Source organism: Bradyrhizobium sp. UFLA05-153 (genome assembly GCF_054185185.1).
On sequence record NZ_JBBIAM010000069.1, the window covers coordinates 25,051 to 49,540 of the forward strand.

20 protein-coding genes are annotated in these 24,490 nt (G+C 63.8%); 11 read left to right on the top strand and 9 right to left on the bottom strand.

Features of this window, described 5'->3' with window-relative positions; all coding sequences use genetic code 11:
* Window positions 1-54 precede the first annotated feature (54 nt).
* Window positions 55-1,188, top strand: coding sequence for a carbohydrate ABC transporter permease (locus Q2941_RS31880; protein WP_458194881.1), 1,134 nt, complete (start codon window positions 55-57; stop codon window positions 1,186-1,188).
* 88 nt (window positions 1,189-1,276) lie between these two features.
* Window positions 1,277-2,137, top strand: coding sequence for a carbohydrate ABC transporter permease (locus tag Q2941_RS31885; protein ID WP_156944456.1), 861 nt, complete (start codon window positions 1,277-1,279; stop codon window positions 2,135-2,137).
* 15 nt (window positions 2,138-2,152) lie between these two features.
* Here the strand turns inward: Q2941_RS31885 and Q2941_RS31890 are convergent, their stop codons facing one another.
* From Q2941_RS31890 to Q2941_RS31900, 3 genes are all read right to left on the bottom strand, one after another.
* The gene (locus Q2941_RS31890; protein WP_458194882.1) at window positions 2,153-3,016 is read right to left on the bottom strand and encodes an aldo/keto reductase; all 864 of its coding nucleotides are present in this window, start codon (window positions 3,014-3,016) and stop codon (window positions 2,153-2,155) included.
* A 182-nt stretch (window positions 3,017-3,198) separates the two neighbouring features.
* On the bottom strand, window positions 3,199-5,004 hold the full coding sequence (locus Q2941_RS31895; protein ID WP_027524516.1) for an adenylate/guanylate cyclase domain-containing protein: 1,806 nt from the start codon (window positions 5,002-5,004) through the stop codon (window positions 3,199-3,201).
* A 7-nt stretch (window positions 5,005-5,011) separates the two neighbouring features.
* Window positions 5,012-6,016, bottom strand: coding sequence for an ABC transporter substrate-binding protein (locus tag Q2941_RS31900; RefSeq protein WP_458194883.1), 1,005 nt, complete (start codon window positions 6,014-6,016; stop codon window positions 5,012-5,014).
* Between the two features lie 383 nt (window positions 6,017-6,399).
* Between Q2941_RS31900 and Q2941_RS31905 the strand changes: the two genes are divergently transcribed.
* Together Q2941_RS31905 and Q2941_RS31910 are read left to right on the top strand one after the other, a co-directional pair.
* Window positions 6,400-7,635: an SMP-30/gluconolactonase/LRE family protein gene (locus tag Q2941_RS31905; RefSeq protein WP_027524514.1), complete on the top strand. Its 1,236-nt coding sequence runs from the start codon at window positions 6,400-6,402 to the stop codon at window positions 7,633-7,635.
* Between the two features lie 107 nt (window positions 7,636-7,742).
* Window positions 7,743-8,843 carry an NAD(P)/FAD-dependent oxidoreductase gene (locus Q2941_RS31910; RefSeq protein ID WP_458194884.1) on the top strand — a complete coding sequence of 367 codons (1,101 nt, stop codon included), beginning with the start codon at window positions 7,743-7,745 and terminating at the stop codon, window positions 8,841-8,843.
* Window positions 8,844-8,867: 24 nt separating this feature from the next.
* Here Q2941_RS31910 and Q2941_RS31915 read toward each other — a convergent pair whose 3' ends face one another.
* Window positions 8,868-9,872: a ribonuclease Z gene (locus Q2941_RS31915; RefSeq protein WP_027524512.1), complete on the bottom strand. Its 1,005-nt coding sequence runs from the start codon at window positions 9,870-9,872 to the stop codon at window positions 8,868-8,870.
* 299 nt (window positions 9,873-10,171) lie between these two features.
* On the opposite strand from Q2941_RS31915, the gene Q2941_RS31920 reads away from it, so the two are divergent.
* The 6 genes from Q2941_RS31920 to Q2941_RS31945 all read left to right on the top strand — a co-directional run bounded on the left by Q2941_RS31920 (window position 10,172) and on the right by Q2941_RS31945 (window position 17,168).
* Window positions 10,172-11,419: an ABC transporter substrate-binding protein gene (locus Q2941_RS31920; RefSeq protein ID WP_458194885.1), complete on the top strand. Its 1,248-nt coding sequence runs from the start codon at window positions 10,172-10,174 to the stop codon at window positions 11,417-11,419.
* 112 nt (window positions 11,420-11,531) lie between these two features.
* A complete protein-coding gene (locus tag Q2941_RS31925) occupies window positions 11,532-12,407 on the top strand; it encodes a branched-chain amino acid ABC transporter permease (protein ID WP_027524510.1) in 876 nt (291 codons plus the stop codon).
* Window position 12,408: 1 nt separating this feature from the next.
* Complete coding sequence (locus Q2941_RS31930; protein WP_027524509.1) at window positions 12,409-13,335, top strand: branched-chain amino acid ABC transporter permease; 927 nt, start codon at window positions 12,409-12,411, stop codon at window positions 13,333-13,335.
* Window positions 13,335-14,816 (top strand): ATP-binding cassette domain-containing protein, encoded by a 1,482-nt coding sequence (locus Q2941_RS31935; protein ID WP_027524508.1) that lies wholly within the window; start codon window positions 13,335-13,337, stop codon window positions 14,814-14,816. The genes Q2941_RS31930 and Q2941_RS31935 overlap by 1 nt, the downstream gene beginning before the upstream one ends.
* 37 nt (window positions 14,817-14,853) lie before the next feature.
* Window positions 14,854-16,095, top strand: coding sequence for an ABC transporter substrate-binding protein (locus Q2941_RS31940; protein WP_027524507.1), 1,242 nt, complete (start codon window positions 14,854-14,856; stop codon window positions 16,093-16,095).
* 173 nt (window positions 16,096-16,268) lie between these two features.
* The gene (locus Q2941_RS31945; protein WP_458194886.1) at window positions 16,269-17,168 is read left to right on the top strand and encodes an SMP-30/gluconolactonase/LRE family protein; all 900 of its coding nucleotides are present in this window, start codon (window positions 16,269-16,271) and stop codon (window positions 17,166-17,168) included.
* Between the two features lie 38 nt (window positions 17,169-17,206).
* Here the strand turns inward: Q2941_RS31945 and Q2941_RS31950 are convergent, their stop codons facing one another.
* The 5 genes from Q2941_RS31950 to Q2941_RS31970 all read right to left on the bottom strand — a co-directional run bounded on the left by Q2941_RS31950 (window position 17,207) and on the right by Q2941_RS31970 (window position 22,936).
* Entirely contained in the window at window positions 17,207-18,166 is a 960-nt protein-coding gene (locus tag Q2941_RS31950) for an ABC transporter permease (RefSeq protein WP_027524505.1), read from the bottom strand.
* Window positions 18,163-19,275: an ABC transporter permease gene (locus Q2941_RS31955; protein WP_458194887.1), complete on the bottom strand. Its 1,113-nt coding sequence runs from the start codon at window positions 19,273-19,275 to the stop codon at window positions 18,163-18,165. Before Q2941_RS31955 ends, Q2941_RS31950 begins: the two co-directional genes overlap by 4 nt.
* Window positions 19,268-20,815, bottom strand: coding sequence for a sugar ABC transporter ATP-binding protein (locus Q2941_RS31960; RefSeq protein ID WP_458194888.1), 1,548 nt, complete (start codon window positions 20,813-20,815; stop codon window positions 19,268-19,270). The genes Q2941_RS31955 and Q2941_RS31960 overlap by 8 nt, the downstream gene beginning before the upstream one ends.
* Before the next feature lie 65 nt (window positions 20,816-20,880).
* Window positions 20,881-22,011 carry a sugar ABC transporter substrate-binding protein gene (locus Q2941_RS31965; RefSeq protein WP_027524502.1) on the bottom strand — a complete coding sequence of 377 codons (1,131 nt, stop codon included), beginning with the start codon at window positions 22,009-22,011 and terminating at the stop codon, window positions 20,881-20,883.
* A 340-nt stretch (window positions 22,012-22,351) separates the two neighbouring features.
* Window positions 22,352-22,936 (bottom strand): LysE family translocator, encoded by a 585-nt coding sequence (locus Q2941_RS31970; RefSeq protein ID WP_027524501.1) that lies wholly within the window; start codon window positions 22,934-22,936, stop codon window positions 22,352-22,354.
* A 169-nt stretch (window positions 22,937-23,105) separates the two neighbouring features.
* Here Q2941_RS31970 and Q2941_RS31975 point away from each other — a divergent pair, with 169 nt between their 5' ends.
* Window positions 23,106-24,416 (top strand): ABC transporter substrate-binding protein, encoded by a 1,311-nt coding sequence (locus Q2941_RS31975; protein ID WP_254111306.1) that lies wholly within the window; start codon window positions 23,106-23,108, stop codon window positions 24,414-24,416.
* The last annotated feature ends 74 nt before the right edge of the window (window positions 24,417-24,490 follow it).

Consider the following 24,490-nt stretch of genomic DNA (forward strand, 5'->3'; position numbering starts at 1 on the left):
GCTGGCGCCCCCGGCGCCAGCCGAAAACTTGCCCGGCGACAGAACCGGCACTGAATGCGACTCATCTCGATGCAGAATTCCGCACCCGTTAGCGACGATGCGCACCACCAGCCGGCGACGAAGCGCGCCCCTGGCAGCAGGAAGGCCGCCGGCCGCGCGGTTGTTCTGCTGGCCTCGCTCGGCTTCCTGCTTGTCGTCCTCATTCAGGTCTTGCACACGACCGGCACAATGACCGCCGGATTTTCCGATTGGCGGCCGATCCTCATCGCCTATCTCGTCTGGGCCGTGGCATTTGGCGCCGGACAGATTTTGACCCGCGGCGAGCGTGGCCATCGTGCGCTGTTTTTGCTGCCGGCGGTGTTCTTCACCGTCGCAGTCGTGATCTTCCCAACGATCTTCGGCCTCTACATCGCCTCGCTCGACTGGAATCTCAGCTCGATCGAGGGCCCGCGCTTTTCCGGCTTCGATAATCTGAAGGGAATGCTGAACGACACCTATTACTGGAACGCGCTCGGCAACATGGTTTTCTACACCGTCGCGGTGCTCGGCGAATACGCGATCGCGTTCGGACTGGCGCTGCTGCTTAGCGCCGAGATCCGGGCGCGAAAATTCTTCCGGGTGGTCTTCCTGCTGCCGATGATGCTCAGCCCCGTCGCCGTGAGCTGGATGATCGGCAAGTCGCTGCTGGAATATCGCTTCGGCCCGGCGGCGACGCTGGCGCGCTATCTCGGCTGGGACAATCCGGCATTCTTCGCCTCGCCGTGGATGGCGCGCTTCAGCATCCAGGCGATGGACGCCTGGGTTTCGATCCCCTTCATCATGATCATCCTGCTCGCAGGCCTGCAAGCGATGCCGAAGGAGGTGCAGGAAGCGGCCAAGGTCGACGGCGCGAATGGCTGGCAATCATTCTGGCACGTGACCTTTCCGATCATGCTGCCGGTCAGCATCACGGTCCTGATCATCCGTATCATCTTCAAGCTGAAGCTCGCCGACATCGTGATCAACGTGACGGCCGGCGGCCCGGGCGGCGCCACCGACACGGTGTCGAGCTTCATCTACCGCGTCTACCGCGACCGCTCGAACGTCGGATACGGCACGGCGCTCGCCATGGTCTACCTGCTGCTGATCATCGTGCTGCTGACGCTGATGTTGCGCGCCTCGAAGCGCTGGACGCAGAAGGTCGTATAGGTCGGAAAAGGAGTTTGAGCGCTTGGCTATTTCGACCGTGGCACCGAATCCCATCCGAAAGCGTCCCGCCGCGCCGCGCGCCAGGCGAATGCTGGGCCGCGCGCTGATTTACGCCGCATTGCTGCTCTGGACCTTCATCTGCCTGTTTCCGATCTACTGGACCGTCACGACGTCGTTCAAATCGGCGGTCGATGTGACTCAGGCGCACCTGATCCCCTGGGTCGATTTCCAGCCGGACTGGAAAGGCTGGCGCTCGCTCGGCCTCTCGCCAGATACGCTGTTCGGGACCTCGACCGCGCGTTCCGAATTCATGAACCGCTTCGTCAACAGCATCATCACCTCGGTCGGCGCGTCGATCCTGGCACTGATCCTCGGCTCGCTCGCGGCCTATGGTCTCAGCCGCTTCCGCTACAAATTCGCCTGGATGCGTAATGACGACATCCTGTTCTTCTTCATGTCGCAACTCATCCTGCCGCCGGTCGTGCTCGCCCTGCCCTTCCTCGTGCTCTACAAGGCCCTGGCGCTGCTCGACACCACGTTTGGCCTGATCCTGCTCTACACGCTGACGGTGCTGCCGATCGTCATCTGGATCATGCGCGACCAGTTCAACGCGATTCCGATCGAGCTCGATGAGGCAGCCTTCGTGGACGGCCTGTCGACCTGGGGCGCGTTCCTGCGCATCATCCTTCCACTCGCGGTGCCCGGCATGGTCGCCGCGTTCATCCTCTCGCTGGTGTTATGCTGGAACGAATATTTCTTTGCCGCCCTCCTCACCAGCACCGACGCGAAGACGCTGCCGGTGATGGTGGCGAGCCAGACCGGCTCACAGGGCATCAACTGGTGGTCGATGGCGGCGCTGTCGACAGCGGCGATCGCGCCGCTCGTCGTGGTCGGCATCTTCCTCGAGCGCTACATCGTCAGCGGCCTGACGACGGGCGCCGGAAAATAGCGCCGATCGACGCGCTTACGCGGGCACGGGCGCATCCGCATCGAGCAGGCGCGCGGCCTTCAGATCGGCCCAGAGCGCGCTCGGCACCTTGGTGGTGAGCGCTGCCACGTTGCGCTCGACCTCCTCTGGACTATGCGCCCCCAGCACCACGCTCGCCACGGCAGGATGGCCGAGCGCGAAGTGCACGGCGGCCGTCGGCAGCGCGACGCGATGGGCCTCGCAGACGCGCTGGATCTCGGCGACCTTCGCCATGATCTCCGGTGGCGCGTCCTGATAGTTGTACTTGGCGCCCTTGACGGCACCGGTAGCGAGAATGCCCGAATTAAAGACACCGCCGAGCAGCACGGCGATGCCCTGCTCAAGCGCCAGCGGCAAGAATTCCTTCAGCGCCGGTTGCTCGAGCAGCGAATAGCGGCCAGCCAGCAGCATCACGTCGAACGTGCCGGCCTTGGCAAAGCGCACGCACATGTCGGCTTCGTTCACGCCGACCCCGATGCCTGCGACCACGCCCTCCGAGCGAAGCTTGTCGAGCGCCACATAGGCGCCGGACATCGCCTCACGAAACCGGTCCTCGATCGCTGCTGCGCCATGCGTCCAGACGTCGACGTCGTGGATCAGCAATAGGTCGATCCGGTCGGTGCCGAGCCGCAGCAGCGACTGCTCCACCGAGCGCATCGTGCCGTCATAGGAATAGTCGACCACGGCGCTGTGGGGCTGGCCGCCGACGAAGCCCGACCGGTTCTCTGGTCGATGAAACGCGTCCATCCAGCGTCCGACCTTGGTGCAGAGGACGACGTCCTCGCGGGCCACGCGCCGCAGTGCGGTGCCGCAGCGGTGCTCCGACAGGCCGTAGCCATAGCTGTCTCTTATACACATCATGTGTATAAGAGACAGGGCCTAGTTTGCGGCGCGGCAGTTGTGATTGTGAAACCATGATGAATGTTGCTCTCTTTTTTCCGCGCGGCTCTCGCACGCGGTCTCATTTTCATCCGCGCGCAGCGTATGTCTTTGTCGCCGCGTGTCAACGCGCACGAGCGCGCGCCATGCCGCAGACTCCCAGCTCACAAAGTTTCGATTTCCAGCCGGCGCAGCCCGGAATCCGGGCGTGTCAGGGGCAAGTTGCCCTGTGCGACAGCAAACATCTCCAAGGGCTGATCGTAACCCTTGATGACGTGCTTCCCGATCGAGACAAGGGGGACAGCGTCCTTCACTTTTTCTGCGACCACCCTGTCGGTCAGGATTTGCGCATCCTTTGCCAGGCCACACAGCCGGGACGCCAGGTTGACGACATTGCCGAGGGCGGTGTAGTCGAGCCGCCCCTCATAGCCAACGGTTCCGACCGTCGCCGTTCCCATTGCGATACCGACGCCGAAGCCGATCGCGTGACCTGCGGCGCACCATTTCCCGGCAATCGACTGCACTGCGACCTGTAGATCGATCGCGAGCTGAACGGCGTGGTTCGCGGGCTTGTCGCAGGCAACCGGCGCGTTGACGAGCAGCATCACGCCGTCTCCGGCAAAGCGGATCAACGTGGCCTCATAGCGGGTCGTAACGGCTCCCACCGCCGCATAGTATTCGCGCAGGACCGCCATGATGGCGTCCGGTTCGGCGCGCGCGGAGAATGCCGTGAAGCCGCGCAAATCACCGAAAACCACGACGACTTCACGCCGCTGCGCTTCGAGCAGTTCGGCGGAATGTTCGACGAGTTCGGCGACCTGGGGTGCAAGGAATTGCTTTAGCCGGTCGATGCGGACGGTTTTCTGCTGCGAGATCGCCAGCTCCGACGCCATCTCGTTGAAGCGGATCGCCAATTGCTCCAACTCGTCGCGGCTGGAAATCCCAATGCGGTGATCGAAATGTCCGGTACCGATCCGCTCGACCCCCTCCTCCAATTGCTTGATCGGACCGGACATCCGGTGCGCTCGCCAGTAAGCCAGCGCGATCGCGATCAGCACGCCGAGCGCAATCAGAAGTGACGAGCGCCACAATGCCGCGCGGATCGGTGCGAACGCCTCCACGATCGGCTGCATCGCGATCACCGTCCAGCCGATATCGGCTGCATGCACCGAGAGCGCGACGACAGGATTGCCTTTGTCCCCCGTGATGACGGCACCGCGACTCGTGGTGCCGACAAGATATTTGATCCGGCCAAAATCGATGGAACCGGTACGGCCGCGCAGGACCAGGCTGATGTCTGGATGGGCGATCAGCTGCCCGGAATCGTCGACGATCATGGCATAGCCGGTCTGACCGATCCTTATTGCTGCTATGACATCCCAAATCAGCTTCAGGTTGACCTCGGCAATGGCAATCCCGGCGGCCGGAAGGTTTCCGGTGACCGCGATCCTCATATATGGCTCGGACTCGTGCTGATATTGAACGGGACCATACCAGACCTTGTTGGCACGCGCGCCGATCACTGCGGGATCCGCGGACAGGTCGATGCCGCGGCCGGTCCTGTTTAGACGTAGCCTGGACACGAAAACGCGTTCGGTCCCCGTCTCGTCGAGCAGCGAAACGGAGACGATTGCGGGCACCTGCTGCAGGAGACGCAACGCATCGACCCTGTGCCGGTCGTCGTCTCCCTGTGCCCACGGAAACTGCACGACCCAGCCCAGCTGATCGCTTATTTCATCGGTGAAGGCCTCTATCCTGCCCGCCGCACCGCGAGCCTCGGACTGGAGAACCTCGCTGATATGGCGGCGCTGGTCGCGATAGCCGAACGATGCTTCGATCACCGCACCAAGAATGAGAGGCACGACGGCTGCCACGAACAGGGTCGCAAAGTACTTGAAAAACAGGGAGCGACGCGGCCGCTTCGCGTCACCACGGGCAGTCAATGACGATTGCGCAACGAATTCTGGCATATCGATCTCAGGAAATCACCTTGTTGGCGCGAAACAGGATTGAAGATGTATCCAGCTCTACGCCCAGGAGCCGAGCCGTCTTCAGATTGATCACCAGTTCGAATTTTTCAGGCCGGATGACGGGAAGAACGGCAGGATCTTCGCCGCGCAGGATCCGGTCGGCGTAGTTCGCAAGCCACCGATAGGTCGCGCGCTGGTTGGCGCCGTAACTCAAAAGTCCGCCGGCCTCGCAGTACTCGGACCAGCCGAACATCGAAGGGAGCCGATGCGCCAGCGCGAACTCCGCGAGTTTCGTCCGATCGACCATCGTCACGACATCGGGAAACACGAGCATCGCGTCGGCGTCCGAGTCACCAGCCACCTCGAGCGCATTGTCTAGTTCACCCGCCCCGGAGAAGGGAACATAGGTCGGCACGATGTCCAGCCCGGCGCATGTCTGCTGGGTCGCGCGCCACTCCGATGGTTCCCCCGGATGGTCCGTGTTCGAGAGAACGGCGAGCCTGCGAATTCTGGGACAAATGTCCTTGAGCAGCTCAACGCGCTTTCCCGCCAACTCAAGCGAGAGGAACGTGCTGCCGGTGAAATTGGTGCCAGGTTGCGCCAGGCTCTTGACCACCCCCAAAGCCACCGGGTCGCCGCTGAGTGCAAACAGGACGGGGATGTCCTTTACCGTAGCCATGGCGCGCGTTGCCGGGCCACTGGAAACGGCAAGGTCTACGTCGCCGCGTCTCAGTTGCGAAATGACCTGGCGCAGCGCCGATGGATTGCCATAGTGCTTCTCGAGAACCACGTTCTTGCCCTCGACATATCCCAGCGAGCGCAGCCCCTCGCGAAAGCCGTCCAGGAACGGATCCGGCTCGGAGCCCGTGGAGATCCAGAAGATGCGATAGATCTTCCGTGCCTCTTGCGCGCGCGCAATCACAGGAAACGCCATTGCGCCGGCGACGAGCCGAATGAAATCCCGTCGTTTCATGACACCACCGTCACGACCAAACTGCACGGAACAGGCCATCCAGTGGTCTTGAAATTTGCTCTTGGACTTTCGGGGCTCGCCGGGCTGTGGCTGGCGGACCAACAGGGATCTTGATCCCAGTTCTTGAGCTGCCGAAGGAGCGATCTCTGTCATTAGTCGACAGAACCATCTCAACAGACTGTACCTTCATGTGTTTTTGGCTTTAGAAGTGCTTGATTTTTTCTTGAGATGGGTATTTCCCGGAACCGACACGTCAATATGGCTTACCCGGTCTCCTATGAACCTGCCGATGTCATTCTGAATCTCACGCTCTTCAACCGTGCGAAGAAGAATGGCCGCACTCGCAACTCGACGCTGGTCGGACTAACCTGACCCTGCTCGGCCGGGATCAACCGGCCGGCGAACCCCACCGGGAGGAAGCGATGACACGCCAACGATGCGATTCCGAGCAGCGCGATCCAGACACCACGCTTTCACGACGATCACTTGTCCAGGGCCTCGCGATCGCGGCAGGCGCCACCATGACGGGCGCGGGCGCCGCGCTGGCGCAGAACGCGCCGGCAGCGCCGCCGACGACGATCACGACGCCGCCGCGCGATTTCGGCCCAAACGGCGCGCCGACCACCTATTTCTGGGACCCCGACATCATCGCTGTCGATCCGTCCTTCAACGACCTCGCGCAACCGAACACCGCGATCAAGCGGCTTCATACCGGACTGTTGTGGGCCGAGGGCCCGGCGTGGAGCGCGCAGGGCCGCTATCTGCTATGGAGTGATATTCCCAACAACAGGCAGATGCGCTGGACCGAGGACGACGGCCGCGTCAGCGTGTTCCGTATGCCGTCCAACAACTCCAACGGCAACTCCTTCGACTTCCAGGGCCGCCAGCTCTCCTGCGAGCATCTCACACGCCGCGTCACGCGCTACGAGCATGACGGCACCGCCACGGTGCTCGCAGACTCCTATCAGGGCAAGAAGCTGAACTCACCGAACGACGTCGTCGCGCATTCCGACGGCAGCTACTGGTTCACCGACCCGCCCTATGGCGGCCAGCTCTATGAGGGCGAGCCGGATGGTCCCGGCGGTCCGAGCAATGCCGGCGGCAAGCTCAATCCGCGGATTGGCCAGCCGGCCGGATTCACGCCGGGCAAGCGCGAGCTCCCGACCAATTGCTATCGCATCGACCCCAGTGGCCGCATCGACCTCGTGGTCAGCGAGGACCAGGTGCCCGATCCCAACGGTCTCTGCTTCTCGCCCGACTTCAAGAAGCTCTACGTCGTCTCGACCGGCAAGGGTCCGGGCGACACCGGCGCCGGCGGCAAGGGCGAGATCTTCGTGTTCGACGTCGGCAGCGACAACAAGCTGTCCAACCAGAAGCGCTTCACCGACTGCGTGATCGACGGAGTGCAGTGCGGGCCGGATGGCGTGCGCTGCGACGTTAACGGCAATGTCTGGTCATCCAGCAATGCCGGCCGCGCCGTCGGCTACAGCGGCGTGACGGTGTGGTCGCCGGAAGGCAAGCTGCTCGGCCGCATCCGCCTGCCGGAGGTGTGCGGCAACGTCTGCTTCGGCGGCCCGAAGCGCAACCGTCTGTTCATGGCCGCGAGCCAGTCGCTCTACGCCGTGTACACCGCGACGCAGGGCGCAGGGCCAGGCTGAGGCGGCGCGAGCGAGCCGGATCTTGATGAGGTGCCGGCGGGCCCCGCCGGCGCCGAATTGTTTTGATAGTCGCCTTGATGCGTCAAGGGATTGCCAGGGAAGACACGATGCGCGTTGTCATCTGCGGCGGCGGCGTGATCGGCGCCTGCACCGCTTATTTTCTCAGCCGGTGTGGCGTCGATGTCGTCGTCGTCGAACGGACCGAAGTTGCCGCCGCGGCATCCGGCAAAGCTGGGGGATTCCTGGCGCTCGACTGGTGCGCCGGGACGCCGCTTGATGCGCTGGCGCGGCGCAGCTTTGTGCTTCACACGCAACTGCCGCACGAGGTCGCAGGCAATTGGGCCCACCGCCGCATGACCGCCTATGGCGGTTTCGTCGCCGGGGACGACGCGCTGCGTGGCACGCCGTCGGCACTCGACTGGCTGTCCAGTGGCGTCGTCATCGCGCACCGGCTCGGCACGACGGATACGACGGCCATCGTCCATCCGCGCAAGTTCACCTCGGCGATGATGAACGCGGCGCTCGCTCAGGGCGCCGAGCTGCGGCGCGGACGCGTTACCGGCATCGCGCGCGATGCGGATGGAACGACCGCGAAGGGCGTCGAGACCGATGGCGGCGTCATCGAGGCGGATGGCGTTGTCATCGCCATGGGACCATGGTCGCTGCTGGCGACCCAATGGATGCGACTGCCTGCCGTGTACGGGCAGCGAAGTCCGAGCATCGTGTACGATACCGGCAGGGACGTTCCGGCCGATGCGCTATTCCTGGAGTATGAGCAAAGCAGCGGCGCAATATCGATCGAGGTTTTTCCGCGCGCGGACGGCAGCACGCTGATCACAGCGTTCTCGGACGTCGCGCCGCTACCGGTGGACCCCGCGACCGTAACGCCGGATCAGGACGCGATCGAGCGTCTGCAAGCGATCGCTGAACGGCTGTCGCCGCTGTTTCGCGCCGACAGGATCATCGCGCGGCAAGCCTGCTTCCGCCCGCTCACGCAAGACGGCTTGCCGCTGATCGGCCGGGTGCCGAACTGCGAGGGCCTTTACGTTGCGACCGGGCATAATGTGTGGGGCATCCTCAATGCGCCAGCGACCGGTGAAGCGTTTGCCGAATTGATCACTGAAGGCGCAGCACGCAGCGTCGATCTGACGCCGTTCGATCCTGCCCGGCTTCCGCCGCTCGATCCCTCGCTGCTACGAGCGCGTTGATCACGCTGGCGGCGCGGGCGCCGCTCATGCCAGCGACGCTGTCCGCCCTGCGAACGCGGCCTCCGCCTCATCTCGCAGCCGGTCCGGCGTCTCCAGATAGCGCGGAGAATAATGAAACGTTGTCATCCGCTTCACGCCCGCTTCGCGCGCCAGATATCCGGCCTGCGCCGCGGTCAGGTGACGGCGCTCGGATGCAAGTTGCGCGTCGTCTGCGGCGAAGGCTGCTTCAATGAACAGGTGATCGGCGCCGCGTGCGAGAGCAACGATCTTTTCGGCGTTGGCAGGGGTGAAGGCGGCGTCGGTCACGTAGGCGACGCGCTGCCCGGGCGCGACCTTGAGCGCGTGCCGGGTCAGCTCGCCGAGCCGGATCGCCCGGCCGCTATCGATCTCAATCAACGTGCCCGGCTGCGCGCCCATACGCACCGCGCTTTTCGCCGCATTGAGCCACGGCCCCACCTGAAGGCCGAGCTCGGCGAGCCCGGCTGTCCAGACATTGACGCGCTGGGTTTCCTGCAACGCAAAGCCAAGACAGGGAATTCCGTGATCGAGGGTCGCGGCCTCGATCCTCAGATCGCCGTCCGCAAACACTAGCCCCGGCGCAACGGATGGCTCTTCGATCGGCGAGCTTTGAAACTGCCGCCTCGCCGAGAAGCAGATCCACTCACCGAGCCGGCCATCACAGAATTCAGCGGCGGCGATCTCGAAGTCCGGCGATTCCTCGTTGAGCAGATTCCAGCTATACGACGTCAGCCTGCCCGCAATGCCCGAGATGAGACCGGGCGGTCCTATCACGCGCAAACGGCCCGGCTGATGATGCCTGACCCGCAGCAACTGATCGAAGCCGGCAAAGTGATCCATGTGACGGTGACTGACAAAGACGTTGCTGATGCGCAGCAACTCCCGATTGGCCAGCGGGAACAGATCGCCGAGGTCGAACAACATGGCGCGCCGCCCGAACCTGAAATCGACCAGCAATCCGGGATCGGCGAACGGCTCGTTGACGAGGCGGCATTGAACGAGTTGAGCCATCAATAGGACCTTCCTGCGCGGCGCGACGTTAACCCGACAATGTCAGCCAGGCGACCGCCTTCGCGTCGATCGCTCATGCTCGCGTCGCGGCGCACCTGCGGCTCGCGACGGACGCGAACGCATGCCCGCCAGCGGATTCTGCATGACTGCAACGATCGTCCTGCACTCTATTTGCGCAGCGCTAGACTTTAGTCCGGCTCTCACAATCCTGAATGTAGTTTCACTTGCCGAGATTGTCGTCGCCGTTATAGTCGCGCCCAATAGCTCAAAAGAGGCTTGTTTAAGAGGAGAGAAACAGAATGAAGAACATACTCCCTGGTGCATTGCGGATATTCCTCGGTGCGGCAGCGCTCGGCGCACTGATAAGCGGATCAGGCGCGGCATTTGCAGCAGATCCTATCAAGATCGGCGTGATTGCAGAGGCGCAAGCGATCGCCGGCGCATCGATCCCGCAGGCCGCGCAGCTCGCCGCCGACGAGATCAACGCGAAGGGCGGCGTCGACGGTCGCAAGATCGAGATCATCTCTTACGACAATCACTCCTCCTCGGCTGATTCAGTGCGTGCATTCCAGCGCGCGGTCAACGAAGATAAGGTCAACGCCGTCATCGCAAGCTATATCAGCGAAGTCGTGCTGGCGCTGGAGCCCTGGGCTTCGCGCCTGAAGACGCCGTTCGTCACACCGGGTGCCGCCTCCAACGAGATCAGCAAGAGCGTTCATGCCGACTACGCGAAGAACAAGTACACCTTCCACGGCTACCTGACCTCGGCCGCGCTGGCGCTCTCGGTCTGCGACGCCGCCAAGGACCTCCTGGTCGACAAGATGCACATGAAGTCGGCGGTCATCATGAGCGAGGACGCCGCCTGGACCAAGCCGCTCGACGTCGGCTACGAGGAATGCCTGCCCAAGATCGGGCTGAAGGTGCTCGACCACATCCGCTTCTCGCCCGATACCACCGACTTCACGCCGATCTTCAACAAGATCGAGGGCGCCAAGCCCGACGTGATCATCACCGGCATCTCGCATGTCGGCGTGCAGCCGACGGTGCAGTGGAAGAACCAGCAGGTACCGATTCCGATGTTCGGCATCTCCTCGCAGGCGACCAACGAGACGTTCGGCAAGGACAGCAACCAGGCGGCCGAAGGCGTGCTCTACCAGGGCGTCTCCGGCCCCGGCGTCGCGGTGACGCCGAAGTCGGTGCCGTTCGCGGAAGGTTTCCGGAACAAGTACGGCAACTATCCGTCCTACGCGGGATACACCGCTTATGACGAGGTCTACTACATCGCCGACGCCGTGACGCGGGCGGGCTCGACCGACGCCGACAAGCTGGTCGACGCGCTGGAGAAGACCGATTGGGAAGGCACCATCGGCCGCGTCCAGTTCTACGGCAAGGACGATCCATTCACCCATTCGATCAAATACGGCAAGGGCCTGATCACCGGCTTGATGCTGCAATGGCAGGGCGGCAAGCAGATCGCGGTCTGGCCCAAGGACGTGGCCAAGACCGACGTCAAGTTCCCGAGCTTCATCAAGCTCACCACGAACTGATCGGAACAGCTCCCGGGCCAACACCCGGGAGCTTTCACATGCGGCGTAGGCAGCACCTTCTCTCCAAGGAGGCAGCGAGACCGCCTCTCACAGCCCAGATTGCCAGTCATAGATGCGAGCATTCCAGATATTGATCGATGGCTTTGCCATCAGCGCCCTCTACGCTCTCGGTGCCACCGGATTCACGCTGATCTTCGGCGTTTCCGGCGTGCTCAACCTGTCCCACGGTGCCATCATGGTGGCCGCAGCGGTAGCGGCCTGGGCCGCGGCCAGCATCCTGCATGTCGATACCTATTCGGGCGCGCTGATCGGTGTCGGGGTCGCGCTCATCACCGCCTTTGCCACCTACTTCGCGGTGGTGAAGCCGATCCAGGATTCCCGCCGCATACCCAATGAGGAGAAGGAAATCTTCGTCCTCACCGGCACGCTGCTGTGGGGGATCATGATCCAGGAGCTGATCGCCTATTTCTTCACCAACAACGCCAAGACCGTGCTGCCGATCGTCGAGGGTGTCGTCGACATTCTCGGCGTACGCACGCCGCGCAACGAGATCTTCACCGCGGTGGTATGCTGCCTCGTCATCGCGCTCCTGTGGCTGCTGGTGAACCGCACCCGCACCGGCAAGGCTGTGCTGGCGGCCTCGATGAACCCGCGCGGCGTCACCCTGCTCGGCCTCGAGCTCACCAACATCTACATCGTGGTCTGGGCGATCTACGGCGTGCTCGCCGGCATCGCGGGCGTGCTGCTCGGGATGTTCTTGGGAGTCAGCTCCTACAGCGTGGGACCGCTGACCGCGAGTGCGTTCTCGATCGTCGTGCTCGGCGGTCTCGGCAGCGTCTCCGGCTCGCTGATCGCAGCCTTCGTGGTCGGCTATCTCGAAACCATCACGGCCTACCTGGTCTCGCCGGCCTATCGCACTATTCCGGCGCTGCTGCTTCTGGTGGTCGTCATGTACATCCGGCCCCAGGGCCTTCTGGGGAGGCGCTGAGATGTCCGGATTCTTCACCTCACGCCTGTTCTTCGTCTCGCTCGCGCTCGTCGCGATCGCCGCGACGCTGCCGCTCTACGTCTCCGGCTATGTCCTGGGCCTGCTCACGGTCGCCTTCTATTTTGGCGTCTTCGCCATGGCCTGGGACCTGCTGTTCGGCTTCGCCGGCGAGGTCAACTTCGGGCCGACCTTCCTGATCGGGGTCGGCGCCTACACCGCCGGCATCCTCAACAACCAGTTCGGCTGGTCGGTCTATCTCTGCATCGTGCTCGGCGCGCTCGCCTCCGTCATCGCCGGCCTCGTGCTGGCGCTGCCGGCGCTCAGGGTCCGGGGACCGTATTTCGGCCTGACGACGCTGGTTGCCGTGCTCATGCTCCAGAACTTCATCGTCGTGTTCGCCGATCTCACCGGCGGCGAGATCGGGCTGACCATCCCCGACGTCATCACCATCGACGCCGGCGCCAACTACTGGATCGCACTCGGCTTCATGACGATCTCGGCGGCCATCCTCTACGGCCTGTCGCAATCGCCGATCGGGCTCGTGCTGCAAGCGAGTGGTCAGGATCCGGTGCAGGCCGGCGCGCTCGGCTTCAACATCGTCAAGCACAAGCTCGCCGCTTTCGTTGTCAGCGCGTTTTTCTCGGGACTGTCAGGCGCGCTGCTGGTGTTTTATTTCGGCACCGCCTCGGTCGGAACCGTGGTCGACGTCGCGGTCGGCGTCAACGTCATCGTCTCGGCCGTGCTCGGCGGCCGGCGCACCGTGCTCGGCGCGGCGCTGGGCGCGATCTTCCTGATCGTGGCCGGCGAGTTCCTGCGGCCGACCGGCGAGCTTGCGACCTTCATCGTTTCGGCGGTTGCGCTGCTTGTGGTGCTTTTCTTCCCCGGCGGTTTCCTCGGAGCGGCCCTGTCACGCGAGGCGCGTTCATGATGGATCAGACTGTCACCACCACCTCCGTTCTCGCCGTTCGGGGCCTGACCAAGCGGTTCGGCGGGCTGACGGCCGTGAAAAATCTCAGCTTCGACCTGCGTGGCGGCGAGATTTTTGGCCTGATCGGGCCGAACGGCTCGGGCAAATCCACTGCGATGAAGAGTGTGATGGGCATCGAGCGCCCGAGCGCCGGCGAAGTGATCTTCGAGGGAGAGAACGTCGCCGGGCTGCCCGCGCACAAGATCGCGCGCAAAGGCTTTGGCATGGTGTTCCAGCATTCGCGGCCGTTGAACCGGCAGACCGTGCTTGAGAACATCATGGTGGCGCTGTTGCCGGACAGCCTGTTCATGCTGTTTCCGGACAAGGCGCTGGTCGAACGCGCAAAATGGATCGCCGATCGCGTCGGACTCGGCGCCGTGATCAGCCGACGTCCGCCGACGCTGCCCTTTGCCGATCTGCGCCGGCTCGAGCTTGCCAAGGCGATCGCGCGCGACCCGAAGGTGGTGCTGGTCGACGAGCCCTTCGCCGGCCTGACGCGCACCGAGGTCGACGTCTTCTCCGACCTGATCCGCAGCTTTCGCGACGAGGGCCGCGCAGTGATGCTGGTCGACCACAACGTCAAGAGCGTCGCCGCGCTCGTCGACCGCGTGCTCGCGATGTATCTGGGCGAGGAGATCGTCACCGGCAAGGCCGACGAGGTGATGCGAAACGAGACCGTGCGGCGGGTCTATCTGGGCGGCGCGATCGAGACCCATGCGCGGCCCGAGACCAGCTTCAAGGACAAGGTCCCGCTGCTCCAGGTCGAGAACGTCAGCGTCCATTACGGCAAGGCGCAGGCGCTGGACAACGTATCGATCCACGTCCATGAGGGCGAGTTCGTCTCGATCGTCGGCCTCAACGGCGCCGGCAAGACCACGCTGTTCAACACGATCTCCGGCTTCCTGCTCTATGGCGGTGAGATCCTACGCGGCGGCGAGAAACTGCGCGGCACGAGCCCGGCGAAGATCGCACGCAGCGGTCTCGTGCAGTGCCCGGAATCACGCGAGCTGTTCGGCGAAATGTCGGTGCGGGAAAACCTCGATCTCGGCGGCCAGCATTTGACCGACGAGGCCCGCGCGGCGCAGCTCACCTGGCTGTTCGAGCTGTTCCCGATCCTGAAGGAACGCCAGGGACAGTTGGCGCAGACCCTGTCCGGCGGCGAGCAGCAGATGCTGGCGATCGGCCGCGCGCTGATGATGCAGCCGCAGATCCTGATCCTGGACGAGCCGACGCTGGGGCTCGCGCCCGTCATCCTCGAGCAATTGTCCAAGGCGCTGGAGAAGCTGCGACAGACCACGTCGATCACCGTGCTGCTCGGCGAGCAGAACGTGACCTTCGCCCTTCCCCACGCCGACCGCGTCTACGTGCTCGAGCATGCGCGGATCGTCTGGGAGGGCGATCCCGGCCGCTTCGCAAGCGAGGCCGGCGCTGGGTATCTCTGACGATTGCAATAACGATAACAAGCAGAGGAAGACGACCATGCGACCAACGACGTGCCCGAGCAGTACCCTCCTTCTCGCCTCCGCGCTGGCGCTATGCCTCGCAGCGCCCGCCTATGCGCAATCGAGCGATCCCATCAAGATCGGCGTCATCGCCGAGGTGCAGTCGATCGCGGGGGCGGCGACGCCGGGCGGCGCGCAGATCGCCGCCGACGAGATCAACGCCAAGGGCGGCGTGCTCGGCCGCAAGGTCGAGATCGTCACCTACGACAACAAGAGTTCTTCGGCCGACTCCGTGCGCGCCTTCCAGCGCGCGGTGAGCGAGGACAAGGTTTCCGCGGTGATCGCGAGCTATATCAGCGAGGTCGTGCTGGCGCTGGAGCCCTGGGCGGCGCGGCTGAAGATGCCGCTGATCACGCCGGGCGCTGCGTCGAACGAGATCACCAAGGCGATCCATAACGACTATGACAAGAACAAATACACGTTCCACGGCTACCTGACCTCGGCCGCGCAGGCGCAGCTTGTCTGCGATGCCGCAAAGGACCTGCTCGTCGACCAGCTCAAGTTCAAGACGGTCGCGATCATGAGCGAGGACGCGGCCTGGACCAAGCCGCTCGACGTCGGCTACGAAGCCTGCCTGCCCAAGGCGGGCCTCAAGGTCGTCGAGCATGTGCGCTTCTCACCTGACACCACCGACTTCACGCCGATCTTCAACAACATGGAGAGCAAGAAGCCGGACGTGATCGTCACCGGCATCTCGCATGTCGGCGTGCAGCCGACAGTGCAGTGGAAGAACCAGCAGGTGCCGATCCCGATGTTCGGCATCAGCGCGCAGGCCCTGAGCCCGACCTTCTGGAACGATACCAACGGCGCGGCCGACGGCGTGCCGTCGCTGGCGGTTGCAACGCCCGATGTCGCCGTGACGCCGAAGACGAAACCGTTCGCGGCGGCCTTCAAGGCCAAGTTCGGTACGCCGCCGGCCTATACCGGCTATACCGCCTATGACGAGGTCTACATCATCACGGATGCAATCAAGCGCGCGGGCTCGACCGATCCGGACAAGATGGTCGCCGAGCTGGAGAAGACCGACTTCGAGGGTACGATCGGCCGCATCCAGTTCTACGGCAAGAGTGACGAGTTCACCCACGGCATCAAGTCGGGCCCCGGTGCGGTGACCGGTCTGGTCTTCCAGTGGCAGGACGGCAAGCAGATCACGGTCTGGCCGAAGGCGATCGCGGAAGGGAAACTCAAGTTTCCCAATTTCGTGAAGCTGTCGCAGTAAGCCTCACAACGAGCTCTACAAATGCGGATGCCCGGGCGTGCCCCGGGCATTCACTTCCTTGCATCAGCGCGCCGCCGATGAAGCACCACTTGCAAATTTGGCAGGGTCGATCAGAGTGACGGAAAGCGGCACGCGGGCAAGTTTCAGAACCTGCGGCTCATCGCGGAGGACCCATGCTCCCCTATGTCACTCACGACCCGCGCTTCGAGCGGCTGGTCATCGGTCATGTCAATCTCGAGAAGCTTTTCACCGGCTGCCGCTGGGCCGAAGGCCCGGCCTATTTCCCGGCCGGCCGCTACCTCGTCTGGTCCGATATTCCCAACAACCGCATGATGCGGTTTGACGAGACCGATGCATCGGTGTCGGTGTTCCGTTCGCCCAGCTTCAATTCCAACGGCAATACGGTCGACCGCCAGGGACGGCTGGTCAGTTGCGAGCATTTCATGCGGCGCGTCACCCGCACCGAGCACGACGGCTCGATCACCGTGCTGGCCGACCAGTTCCACGGCAGCCGGCTGAACTCGCCCAACGACGTCGTGGTCAGATCCGACGACTCGATCTGGTTCTCCGATCCGACCTACGGCATCGACAGCGATTACGAGGGACAGCAGAGCCCGTCGGAGATCGGCGCCTCCAACGTCTACCGGATCGACGGCAGCACCGGCGCCATCACGCGCGTCGTATCCGACCGGGTGCAGCCCAACGGATTGGCCTTCTCGCCCGACGAGACGCGGCTCTACGTCGCCGACACCGGCGCGACACATGTCCCCGGGCTGCCCGCAACGATCTGGTCCTACAAGGTGGAGGGACAGGCGACGGGCGATGCCTCGCTGTTCGCCACCTGCCCCGAGGGTCTCTACGACGGCTTTCGCTGCGACGTCCATGGCAACATCTGGACGTCGGCAGGCCGCAGTGTCTTTTGCTACGCGCCTGATGGCACGCATATCGGCACGGTTCCGGTCGGAGAAATCGTCGCCAACGTCTGTTTCGGCGGCCCCCGCCGCAACCGGCTCTATATCTGCGGCCAAACCTCGCTGTACTCGATCTATCTCAACACGCGCGCGGCGGTGTAGGGCCGGCCTCGCTGCAATGAAACGGTGGCGCGTCCGCTCTAGCTCGTGACGCGTTCGCCGCGACCATAGACCAGCAGCATGAAGATGATGACGAGGCCGTAGATCACCTGGCGGCCGGCCTCGGGCATGTCCATGATCGAGAGCACGCTGTTGAGCAGCACGATCAGCACGACGCCTATCAGCGTGCCGAGATAGCGGCCGCGGCCGCCCAAAATGTTGGTGCCACCGATCACCACCGCCGCGATCGACGGCAATAGATAGGCGTCTCCCATGCCCTGATAGGCCTTTGTGGAATAGCCGGCGAGCAGCACGCCCGCGAGCGCGGCCGCGACACCACAGATGACGAAGCAGATCACGGTGACGCGGCGCGTGTCGACGCCGGCGAGATACGCGGCCGCTTCCTTGTTGCCGATGGCATAGATGTAACGGCCGAGCGCGGTGCGCTGGAGCATGACGGCGACCAGCACGGACACCGCGGCCCAGACGAACAAGGCGTTGGGAATGCCCAGCGTACGGTCGGCGGCGAGCGTCCGCATCAAATCGGTGGCGGCCGTCTGCGGCGCGTAGCCGCCGGTATGGGCAACCATCAGGCCGCGCATCACCGCGTTGACGCCGAGGGTGAAGATCATCGAGGGCACGCGCAAGTACGCGACACCGATGCCGTTGACGAGCCCGACCAGAAGCCCGATGCCGAGCCCGACGGGAATCGCGAGCGGTCCGCCGATCGACGTCGCCATCATCGCGGCGGCGGCGAGCGTCCACGGCACCGAAAGGTCAATCTGGGCGATCAGGATCACGACCATCATGCCGGCCGCGACGATACCGAGGAAGGCGCCGATCTGGAGCTGCTGCAACAGATAGGTCGGCGACAGCAGTGGCGCGCTGCCGAAACGGGCGAATGTATAAACGGTGCCCGCGACCAGGATGACGAGGATGAACAGCGCCGCAATCAGGATCGGGCGATCGTCGCGCGAGAGGCTGAGAGAGGCCGATGTCATCGGAAGAGCTCCTGCGTGTTCCTGACGCGCAAGACGCCGAGCGCGCCGATGCTGACCGCTGCCAGCAGGATCAGGCCCTCGAACAGCGGTTGCAGCAGGGGCGCGATGTCGAAGATGCGGAAGAAGAAGGAGATCACGCGCAGGATCATGGCCCCGAAGATCGAGCCGATCGCGCTGCCGGTGCCGCCGAGCAGCGACGTTCCGCCGATCACGACGGAGGCGATGGAGTTGAGCGTATAGGCGCCGGCCTGCGGAATGTCGGCATTGCCCGAGGAGGTCTGGATGGCGAGAAAAAGTCCGCCGCAACCGGCGAAAAAGCCCGCGAGCGTGAAGGCCGCGATCTTGGCGCGGTCAATGGGCAGTCCCGACATATAGGCCGCGCCTTCGGCCGAGCCGACCGCATAAACGGCGCGGCCGAGAACGGAGCGGCGGAACGGCACCCAGACGAGGAGCGCGATCAGGACCAGCAGCACGAAGGGCACCGGAATCCAGGCTACCGGCGCGAACCAGCCTGCCGCACCATCGTCGAAGATGTGCACGGTCGCAGCGAAATCGCCGAGCGAATTGGTCAGCGCCCAGTTGAGATCCTCGTCGATCTTGCCACCCGGCGTCGGCCGCAGGAACAGCGCGATGCCGATATAGACCGCGCCGGTCGCGAGCGTGGCGATGATCGGCTGGATGCGTCCATAGACGACGACGCAGCCGTTGACGAAGCCGGCCAGTGCGCCGATGGCAAGGCACACGACGATACCGAGCAGGATGCCGCTGACGCCGCCGGGAAAAGTGCCCAGGGAAAGATGCAGCCCGAAGAGATCTAGGTGCAGCGGCGTGCCACCCGCCGTGCCCGTGAGCAGATAGCTCGCAAAGCATCCCACCATGGTCATGACGGCGCCGACCGAGAGATCGAGCCCCGACGCCAGCACTGGGACGGTCTGGGCCATGGCCAACATGGCCAGCGCAAAGATCTCGTCGCTGTTCTGCACCAGAACGGCCGAGGAGAAGCCCTTGGGATGCGCGAGGTTGTAGAGGACGTAGAGGACGCAGAACAACAGGACGGCGGTAACGATGCCAACGTTCTGGCGGACGCGAATGGCTACATCGTCAAGCATGGACGGCCCCAGCATCGGCCGGCGCAGCGGCATCGATGTTCAGCGCGCTCGCGATGATATTGGTCTCGGTGAGCTCGCTGCCCTCGAGCTCGCGCACGATACGGCCGTCATACATGATCGCCACCCTGTCGCAACAGCCGATCAATTCGTCATAGTCGGTCGAGTAGAACAGGATGGCGGCGCCCTGGTCGGCGAGCTCGCGCATCAGCCGGTAAAGCTCCTGCTTGGTGCCGACGTCGATGCCGCGCGTGGGATCGTTGAGCAGGATGATTCGCGGCTCGGTCATCAGCCATTTGGCGAGCACCACCTTCTGCTGGTTGCCGCCCGAAAGCGTCGAGACCGCATCGCCGGGCGCGCCGATCTTGATCTGCAGCCGCGCAATGGCGCGCTGAACGGCTTCGCTCTCCTTGGCACGGTCGACCAGAGGTCCGGTCGAGATCGCGTCGAGCGAGGCGACCACCAGATTGTCGGCGATCGACATCGGCAGCATCAGGCCTTCCGTCTTGCGGTCCTCGGGTACCAGCGCAATGCCGGCCGACTTCGCAGCGGCCGGGGAGCCCGGCCGGACCTCGCGATCTTCGACCGTGACGCGCCCGGAGATGCCGCGCAGCACTCCAAAAAGCGCGAGCAGGAGGGACTTCTGGCCCTGGCCGTCGAGGCCGCCGAGACCAACGATCTCGCCGGCGCCGACGCGAAGCGAGATGCGGTCGAGACGACCTTCCCAAGACAAATTGTCGAGCGCCAGCATCGGCTTCACCGAGGTGCGGGCCGGCTTGGCAGGGTATTGAGCCGCGATGTCGCGACCGATCATGAGCTGAACGATCTCTGCGGTCGAGCGCCTACCCCTGTCGAAGGTTTCGATATGGCGTCCGTTGCGGAACACGGAGGCGCGGTCGGCGAGCGCCTCGACCTCGTGCATGCGGTGCGAGATATAGAGAATGGCGACGCCCTCGGACTTGAGCCGCGCCAGCATGGCGTAGACCTTCTCCACGTCGGCGCTGGTGAGAGCCGAGGTCGCTTCGTCCAGGATCAAGAGCTGCGGCTTCTTGCCGAGCGCCTTGGCGATCTCGACGATCTGGCGGCGCGACAGCGGCAGGTCGCGAACGCGCATCAGCGGATTGACGTCTTCGCACCCGATCTCGGCCAGCAGCTCCTCGGCGCGGCGGCGTTGCGCCCGCGCATCGATCAGGCCGAACCGGCGCGGTGGCGAGGCGATCGAGATGTTGTCCGCGACCGAGAGGTCGGGCATCAGCGACAGCTCCTGGAAGATGCAGACCACACCGGCGGCATTGGCGGCCGAGGGCGTCGCGAAGCTCACGTCACGCCCGGCGAGCCGCATGCGGCCGCTGTCGGGCTGCACCACGCCGGCGATGATCTTGATCAGCGTCGATTTGCCGGCGCCGTTCTCGCCCAGCACGGCGTGGATCTTACCGCGCTCACAGGCGAAGTCGACGCCCTCGAGCGCCCGCACGCCGGCGTAGCGTTTGGAAATGCCGGACAGCTCGAGAAAGGCTTCCTGCGTCAGGACCGCATCCGACATGGCACGTTCTCACGCAACGGCGGCCCGGCCAAGGCCGGGCCGCAAGCAATACATCTCCAGCTCCGTCACTGGGTATTCTTTTCGCTTTGCGACATGATCTCCGGCGCGGTGAAATTCACGCCGCAGGGCGTGAACTGGTTTGGCGCGAAGAAGTTCGCGTTGAGGTCCGGCCAGTAGTTGGTGCCGGGCTTGAGATCCTTGTAGGTCGCAACCGGAATCGGGATCGAGATCAGCTGCGGCATGGGATTGCCCTGGAGCGCCGAGATCGCCGCCTTCATGGCGATGGCGACCAGCGCCGGCGACTGACCGTAGGACATACCCTTGAGGCCGTCCTTGGCGTGATCGGCGATCTGCTTGCGGTACTCGTTCTCGCCCTCGCCCGACATCGGCACGAAGGGATGCTTGGCCGACATCATCGCCTGCACGGTGCCGTCGGAGCCGCCTTGCGTGAACACCCCGTCGAAATGACCGTGCACCGCAAGCGCGTCTGCGGTCACCTTCTGCGAGGTGCCGGTATCCCAATTGCCAACCACTTCGGTGATCTTGAAGCTGTTGCCGGGCGCTTCCATCACCTCGCGGAAGCCGATATGGCGGTCGCGATCGACCGAATTGCCGGGCAGGCCGCGGACCTCCAGGATGTCGCCGGACTTCTTGCCGCTTTCATCCATGATCCATTTCGCCGACATGCGGCCCATCTCCTTCTGGTCCTCGTTGACCATCATCACCTTGTCGGTGTCGAGGATGTTGTCGAAGGGAACGACCACCACGTTGTTCTTGTCGGCGAGACGGATGATGCGATCAAAACCGTCGGGCGCCACCGCGATGGTGACGATACCGTCGAAGCCTTGATTGATGAAGTCCTCCATCGCGCCGAGTTGCGCTGCAACATCGGTACCGGTGGAGACCACCTTGAACTCCTTGATGTTCTCCTTGATGCCGGGCTGCTCGGCGAAGGCCTTCGCCGTCTTCACCATCTGGATGCGCCAGGTGTTGCCGACGAAGCCGTTGACGAGGGCAATCTTGTAAGGCCCCGGCTTCTTATCCCACTGGAAGAACTTGGTCTGGCTGGACCAAGGCTTGAAACATCCGGGATCGGCGCCCGGACCGGACACCACCTTGGGGCCTGCCAAAGCACTGACCGGGGATAGCAGGAGACCGGCGCAAGCCAGCCCTGCAAGACGATGCGTCCATTCCATGTCCCTTCTCCTTGAGCGTTTTGCGTTCCAACCCTTAAAACTGGCTCGATGGCCATGCCGGGAATTGGGCTTCCCATGCAATTTGCCTCGTTAGGATGGCATGCAATCCGCGATGCGCACAAGCCGAAGGCCCATCGTCGCCCTCGGCTGGCGCCGAACAAGCCAGCAGAAATCCATCACAAAAACGGGAGGCAATGCGACTTCCCACAGCGCGTGCGCGCACGCACCGACGATGGAGCAAAAGAATGATACTCAGGGGAAAATGCGCGCGGCGCCGCCGGCATGCTGATCGGCCATGTCCGCCTGCCTCGATCAGGTCAGGCGGGGCTGCGTAACGGCCTTAAGCGATCCCGAGGGAGTGCGTGCCGATCATGCCGGCGAGAATGACCTGTGCAATCGCGCTGAGCTTGTAGACGAGAGCGGGACGCCCGATCCCGTCAAACCCGCAGCCGAGCGAGACGCCGAGCGCAATCCAGGCCGAGCCGATCGTGGCGATCTGGGCCGCGAGCAAGGCGAGTCGTGGCATGAGATCGCAAGCGCCGACCTCGAACGGCAGCAGGGCGGATGCAAAGATGATCGCCTTCGGATTGAGCAGGGTCGTGATCAGCACGCGCTGAAACGTCACCGGCGCATGGCTGCCGAAGTCGCTGGCGCCGTGACGCCACAGCAGCACGGCAAGATGGACAAGGTAGAGCGCGACCACGACGCGCAATGCGGTGCCGACCATCGGCACCGCGATCATCAGCGGGGCCAGCAGCGCGCGCAGGATAAGGATCGCCAGCAGGTAACCCGCGAGTTCGGCTGCCAACAGATGAAGCGAGCGCGACCAGCCGACCGACGCACCGGAGGTGGCTAGCAGCGTATTGGTCGGGCCGGGAATTGCCAGCAGCGAGGCTGCGGCAGCGACGAAGGGGACGACATCCATGATGTCTTGTTAGTCGGGCTGGCGAACAGGCGCCTTGATCTCGATCATGGCCGCGGGCATGTCCGAATTGCCTAGTGCGGCGCATGTTGACTTTCCACCATCCCCTCCAAATACTTGGCAAAAACAGGCATAGAGCCGGTCTCAACCGAAGGTTCGAAGGGAGGATAGGATGCCGACTTCACGCAGGACACTGCTGAAGACCTCGGCGGCTGCCGCCGCCGCACTCAGCCTCGATTGGACACGCGCCCAGGCACAAGCTGAAACTTTGCGCATCGGTGTGATCTACGATCTGACCGGCCCGTTTGCGGCGGGCGGCTCGGTCGCTTCCTCGATCGGCGCACAGATCGCGATCGACCTCGTCAACGAGAAGGGCGGCATCGGCGGCAAGACCAAGATCGTGCCTGTTGCCGCGGACTCCCAGAGCAAGCCCGACGTCGCAATCAACGAAGCCGAGCGGCTGATCAACCAGGAGAAGGTGGACATCATCAACGGCGTCTATGCGAGCTCGCACGCCGTTCCGCTCTCCGCCAAGGTCGAGCAACAGAAGAAGATCCTCTGGATCACGACCGCGGTCTCGACCGCCGTATTCAAGGACAAGAACCTGCAATACGTTTTCCGCGCGCAGATCCACTCCGACCAGTACGGCCAGGCCTTCGCGGGCTTCCTCGCCGAGCATGCGAAAGCCAAGCTCGGCATGGATCCGAAGGACGTCAAGGTCGCGCTGATTCACGAGGACGGCCCCTATGGGGTGGGCGTGGCCGCCGCCGACGAAACCTATGCCAAGGAGGCTGGAGTTCAGGTGGCGCTGAAAGAGGGGTATTCGGCCTCCGCGCCCGATCTCTCGGTACTCGTCACCAAGATCAAGCGCGCCAAGGCCGACGTGATCTCGCATGCCGGATACAACCCCGACATCACGCTGTTCCTGCGCCAGGCGCGCGAGAGCGGGCTGCGCTTCAAGATGCTGTTCGGCGCTGGCGCCGGCTACAGCCAGCTCGACAAGCTGCGCACGACGTTTGGCGCCGACATCGACAATTTCTGCAACATCGATCCGGTGCCGGCGCAGTTGCTCGATCCGTCGAAGCTTGCCCCCGGCATGGGCGATCTCATCAAGACCATGGTTTCGCGCTACCAGGCGAAGACCGGCGCGACCGACGTGCCGCCGCACTGCTCGATGGGCTTCAACCAGACCTGGGTGCTGCTCAATAACGTGCTGCCGGTGGCGAAGGAGAAATACGGCAGCTTCGAACCCGATGCGATCCGCAAGGCCGCGCTTGATGTCGACATACCCGCGGGCGGCACCATCCAGGGCTACGGCGTAAAGTTCTTCCCGCCGGGCACGCCGCTCTCCGGCCAGAACGAGCGCTCGACGCCGGTCGTGATGCAAAATGCCGGCGAGCACATCTCGGTGGTGTGGCCGACGAACATCCGGACCCAGGATCCGGTGTTTCCGCTGCCGAAGGGATCGACGTACGGGGCGTAGGACGCGTTTACGAACGTTAAGCTGGCGCTGACTCTTCCCCTCTCCCCTTGCGGGAGCTGTCTCTTATACACATC